Genomic DNA, 4,303 nt, shown 5'->3' with positions numbered 1-4,303 from the left:
CGAGACCGGACGAGATCGGATGAGAACGGACGAGAACAGATGAGAATCGCAACGCCGTCGTTGGCGGCGTTTGTTTTGTATTTGGTTTCTTGCCATATGTCTACTTTCATGTTAAACTCTTTTTATAGCTTATCAACGCGAGATGCGGGGCGGAACACGACCGGGATATTAATGCGGTTGTAAATATTCTCAGAGTGGGGGCATCCACTCTTAAAGGAGAAGACGTAAGACCAGTTTCAGTCGGCTGTCTTTGTCGATCTTAGAATCCCACAATTTTAGTCGTGGGAGTATGTCAACTTTAGGCCTATTATTTAACTTTAGGCTTCTTATTTAATGCAGGTAGTCCTCTTATTTAGCTTTAGGCCTCTTATTTAATTCAAATAGGCCTCTTATTTAGCTTTAGGCCTCTTATTTAATTCAGATAGGCCTCTTATTTAACTTTAGGCTTCTTATTTAATGCAGATGGGTCTCTTATTTAACTTTAGGCCTCTTATTTAATTCAGATAGAAGGTTGTATAATGAACAAGTATCTAATGACTCCCGGACCGGTTCCAATTTCAACCCGCGTCTCTCTGGCGGAGGCTCGTCCTCTCATAGGTCACAGAGGGGCCGAGTTCTCGACGCTTTTCAAAAATATTGAGGAAAAACTGGGCCGCCTGCTTCGGTCGAAGGGCAGGACGGTGATTTTCCCGTCTTCGGGAACCGGGGCGCTGGAAAGTCTGGCTGTTAATTTTGCTGGACCAGACACCCAGGTGATATCCGTGTCTTGCGGGGTGTTTGGCGACAGGTTCCGCGAAATAATCGCCCTCACGGGGGCGAAGATGATCAACGTCGACGTTCCTCCCGGTGAAGGCGTGTCTCCAGAGGCCGTCGCTTCCGCCGTCGCCTCGTCCCCCGACGCCGCCCTCTTGCTCCTCACGCAAAACGAAACCTCCACCGGAGTTTTCAATCACATCGACGAGATCGTCGCGTCCCTGCCGAAAGACAAACGGCCCCTCGTTCTCGTGGACGGAGTCAGCGCGGTGGGCGCTATGCCCTGTTATCCCGAGGTTTGGGGAATCGACGGGCTCGCGACCGCGTCCCAGAAGGGGCTGCTCACGCCGCCGGGGCTGGGGCTCGTCTGGCTCTCTCAGCGGGCGTGGGATCACGTATCCCACAGAAAGTGCCTCAGCTACTATTTTGATCTTGCCCAGCAGAAAAAATACCTGGACAAAGACGCTCCCGAAAATCCCTACACTCCGCCGGTCTCCCTCTTCACAGCCCTGGACGCGGCTTTGGACGAGATCTTATCTAATGAGGGATGGTTCGACCTCCGGGCTCGCGCGGCCCACTCCCTTGCCGCGGGCATAGAGGCGTTAGGATTCGAGCTTCTCGTCAAAGATCAGCGTTTCCGTTCGCCGGGGGTCACGGCTTTCTTTTATCCTTCAGATGAAACTTCACTAAACGAAATACCATCGGGAAAGACTTCGGCCGTCACTAAGGCCCTCGCGGCAATGGGCGTGGACGTGGCCGGAGGTCAGGGGCAGTTCAAGGGAAACCTCATCCGCATGTCCCACTACCACGACGTGAGGTGGCCCGAAATATCCCTTGCCTTGGGCAGTCTGTACGCCGCTTTGGGCAACGCCAGGGAACAGGCCGGGGATTTTATGGCGCGGGCGTTGGAGAAATGGGAGGAAAAATAACGTGAGCGGCGAGCAAGAGAGCGAAAAGAGTGAAAAGTTCAGAATTATCGTTCCAGAGGCATTGGGCCAAGAGGGAATCAGACTTTTAAACGAAGCGCCGGATGTGACGGCGGACATCCGAGTCGGCATCTCACGGGACGATTTGCTGGGTGTGATCGGGGAATACGACGCCATCATCACCCGCAGCGGAACGGCGATGGACAAAGCCCTTATTGACGCGGCCAAAGAACTCAAGGTGATCGCGCGCGCCGGAGTGGGCGTGGATAACGTGGACATTCAGGAGGCGAGCAGGCGCGGGATCGTCCTGATCAACGCCCCGACCGGAAACACACTGGCGGCGGCCGAACACACCCTGGCCCTCCTCCTTTCCCTCGTGAGGCACATTCCCCAGGCCTACGTCTCCCTCTGTGAGGGAAAGTGGGACCGCGGAAAGTTCACCGGCCGTCAGCTCAATGGCAAGAAGATCTTGGTCATTGGCCTGGGCAGAATCGGAACGCAGGTCGCGCTTAGGTGCCGCGTGTTTGGTATGGAGATTTTGGGCTATGACCCGTATGTTTCCGCCAAGAGGATGAACGAGCTCGGTATTCAGAATATGACGGACCTTGCCGGGGCTTTGTCGCTGGCGGACGTGGTAACGATCCACGTGCCGGTAACTCACGAAACCCGCTGCGTCATCGACGAGAAGATGCTGAGGGCGATGAAACCTGGATCGTACCTGGTCAACTGTGCGCGGGGCGGAATCGTGGACGAAGAAGCCTGTGCTCAGGCGCTGCGCGACGGGCGGCTGGCCGGAGCGGCCTTCGACGTCTTCACCCAAGAGCCGCCCCGCGCCGATCACCCTCTCTTTGCCGAGGACATATCGGCCAAAGTGGTGCTGTCACCTCACCTTGGGGCCACAACGATCGAAGCGCAAACCGAGGTCGCGCGCATAGCGGTCACCAACACCCTTGCCGCTCTCAGGGGCGATCCTTACGACCACGCGGTCAATCTTCCTTTTATGGAGCAGCATTTGAACGATCTTCAAAAGAACTTCGTTCATCTTTCTCGAAAAATAGGTATTCTCGCGGCTCGGCTTATGGAAAACGACGGAGGCCCAGCGCTCAAGTGCAAGGTTATGATCCGGGGAAGCGAGCTGATCGACGAAGACGCACCCCGCAGCGGCAGCCACCCTTACACAATAGCCGTCATCAAGGGATTTCTGGAAGTCGCCCATGGGCCCGATGTGAACTACATGATCGCTCCCCTTCTCGCGGCGGAGCGCGGAATCGCCCTGGAGGAAAGTTTTGGAGAGTCGCGCGTGTACCGTAATATTGTCGAGGTTGCCGTGGAGACCCAAACGTCCACGGTGACGCTGACCGGCACGGTCGCCGAGGACGGCCGCCAGCATATCGTGAAGACCAATGGCTACGGGATCGATTTCAGGCCTTACGGGCAGCTTCTGTTGTTCCAGAATCACGACCGGCCGGGTGTCATCGGCAAAGTTGGCAAACTATTGGGGGACTCATCGGTGAATATCGCCAACTTCTCCTTGGGTCGCAAAGAATCCAGCGGTTTGGCCCTGGCCGTCATGGAGGTCGACGGCGTTCTGTCGTCTGAACTGCTTTTGGCGATAGAGCGGGACGGTGACATGGTTTGGGCTGCTACAGTCAAGCTGAATGGAGATGAAGGCAAATATGGAGATGAAGGAAAATGAGGTTTTTCATCATTAGGCATGGTGAAACGAGTTGGAACGTGGAAGGGCGTTTTCAGGGTCAGCGGGATACGGAACTCAGCGAGCATGGCCTTGCCCAGGGCGATAAGGTCGCGGCGTTCCTTGCGCCTCACAGGTTCGAGGCGGTCGTCAGCAGCCCGCTGAAACGCGCTCTCGTCACGGGCAAGAAAATCGCCGCCGCGTGTGGGGTGAGTACGGTCGAAATTGTCTCCGAATTTTCCGAGATTCATCATGGAGAATGGGAGACGCTGCTTGCCACCGAGGTCGCCTCGCGTTGGCCAGACCTGTACGCAGCGTGGCACACGTCTCCCCACACGGTTATCATGCCCGGAGAGGGAGGAGAGTCGTTGCGGGATGTCCAAGTCCGTTCAGTGGCCGCGATGGAGAAAATCGCTCTGAAGTATTCCGGTGATGTCTGTCTGACGACGCACGACGCCGTGGTCAAGACGCTTTTGTGTTATTTTCTCGAAGCGCCTTTATCGAGTTTTTGGTGTTTTCAAATCACCAACTGCGGACTCACGGTCGTCGAATTGAAAGAAGGCCACTCCCCGCGGATGAGTCTGATGGGGGACGCCCACTACCTCGACGGCGATTCTTTCGCGCTACCGGAGCAGAAAGGACTTTGAAGCGATGAAAACTACGGAATGATAACGAACAACTGCGTAGCCAGCGGTAGCGTCTCCTCCACCATCGTCTCCAATGGCTCCGCCACCGACTACTACGATTACTACTATTCTCGCTCCAACGCGGGCGGGCTGGTTGGGGAGAACAACGGAAGGATAGAAAACGAAGGATAGAAAACGAAAGATAGAAAACGAAAGATAGAAAACGAAAGATAGAAAACGAAAGATAGAAAACGAAAGATAGAAAACGAAAGATAGAAAACGAAAGATAGAAAACGAAAGATAGA

The 4,303-nt window shown here is 54.9% G+C and carries 4 protein-coding genes; all 4 read left to right on the top strand.

Annotation, left to right across the window (positions count from 1 at the left end; genetic code table 11):
* Nucleotides 1-518: 518 nt before the first annotated feature.
* Genes LBJ36_03935 through LBJ36_03920 form a run of 4 tightly spaced genes read left to right on the top strand, consistent with a single transcriptional unit; the run spans nt 519 to nt 4,190 of the window.
* Complete coding sequence (locus tag LBJ36_03935; GenBank protein ID MDR1378180.1) at nt 519-1,682, top strand: alanine--glyoxylate aminotransferase family protein; 1,164 nt, start codon at nt 519-521, stop codon at nt 1,680-1,682.
* Nucleotide 1,683: 1 nt separating this feature from the next.
* On the top strand, nt 1,684-3,375 hold the full coding sequence (gene serA / locus LBJ36_03930) for a phosphoglycerate dehydrogenase (protein MDR1378179.1): 1,692 nt from the start codon (nt 1,684-1,686) through the stop codon (nt 3,373-3,375).
* Complete coding sequence (locus tag LBJ36_03925) at nt 3,372-4,019, top strand: histidine phosphatase family protein (protein MDR1378178.1); 648 nt, start codon at nt 3,372-3,374, stop codon at nt 4,017-4,019. The genes serA and LBJ36_03925 overlap by 4 nt, the downstream gene beginning before the upstream one ends.
* An 18-nt stretch (nt 4,020-4,037) precedes the next feature.
* Nucleotides 4,038-4,190, top strand: coding sequence for a hypothetical protein (locus LBJ36_03920; GenBank protein ID MDR1378177.1), 153 nt, complete (start codon nt 4,038-4,040; stop codon nt 4,188-4,190).
* Nucleotides 4,191-4,303 lie beyond the last annotated feature (113 nt).

This window comes from Synergistaceae bacterium, from assembly GCA_031267575.1.
Taxonomy (GTDB): Bacteria; Synergistota; Synergistia; order Synergistales; family Aminobacteriaceae; genus JAIRYN01.
The sequence above is the reverse complement of the archived record's forward strand: the minus strand, read 5'-3'. Positions and strand labels throughout refer to the sequence as shown.

Bases quoted from the DNA above. Each gene is read 5' to 3' on its own strand.
- LBJ36_03935 (MDR1378180.1), top strand. From the start codon at position 519: ATGAACAAGTATCTAATGACTCCCGGACCGGTTCCAATTTCAACCCGC.
- LBJ36_03925 (MDR1378178.1), top strand. From the start codon at position 3,372: ATGAGGTTTTTCATCATTAGGCATGGTGAAACGAGTTGGAACGTGGAA.
- LBJ36_03920 (MDR1378177.1), top strand. From the start codon at position 4,038: ATGATAACGAACAACTGCGTAGCCAGCGGTAGCGTCTCCTCCACCATC.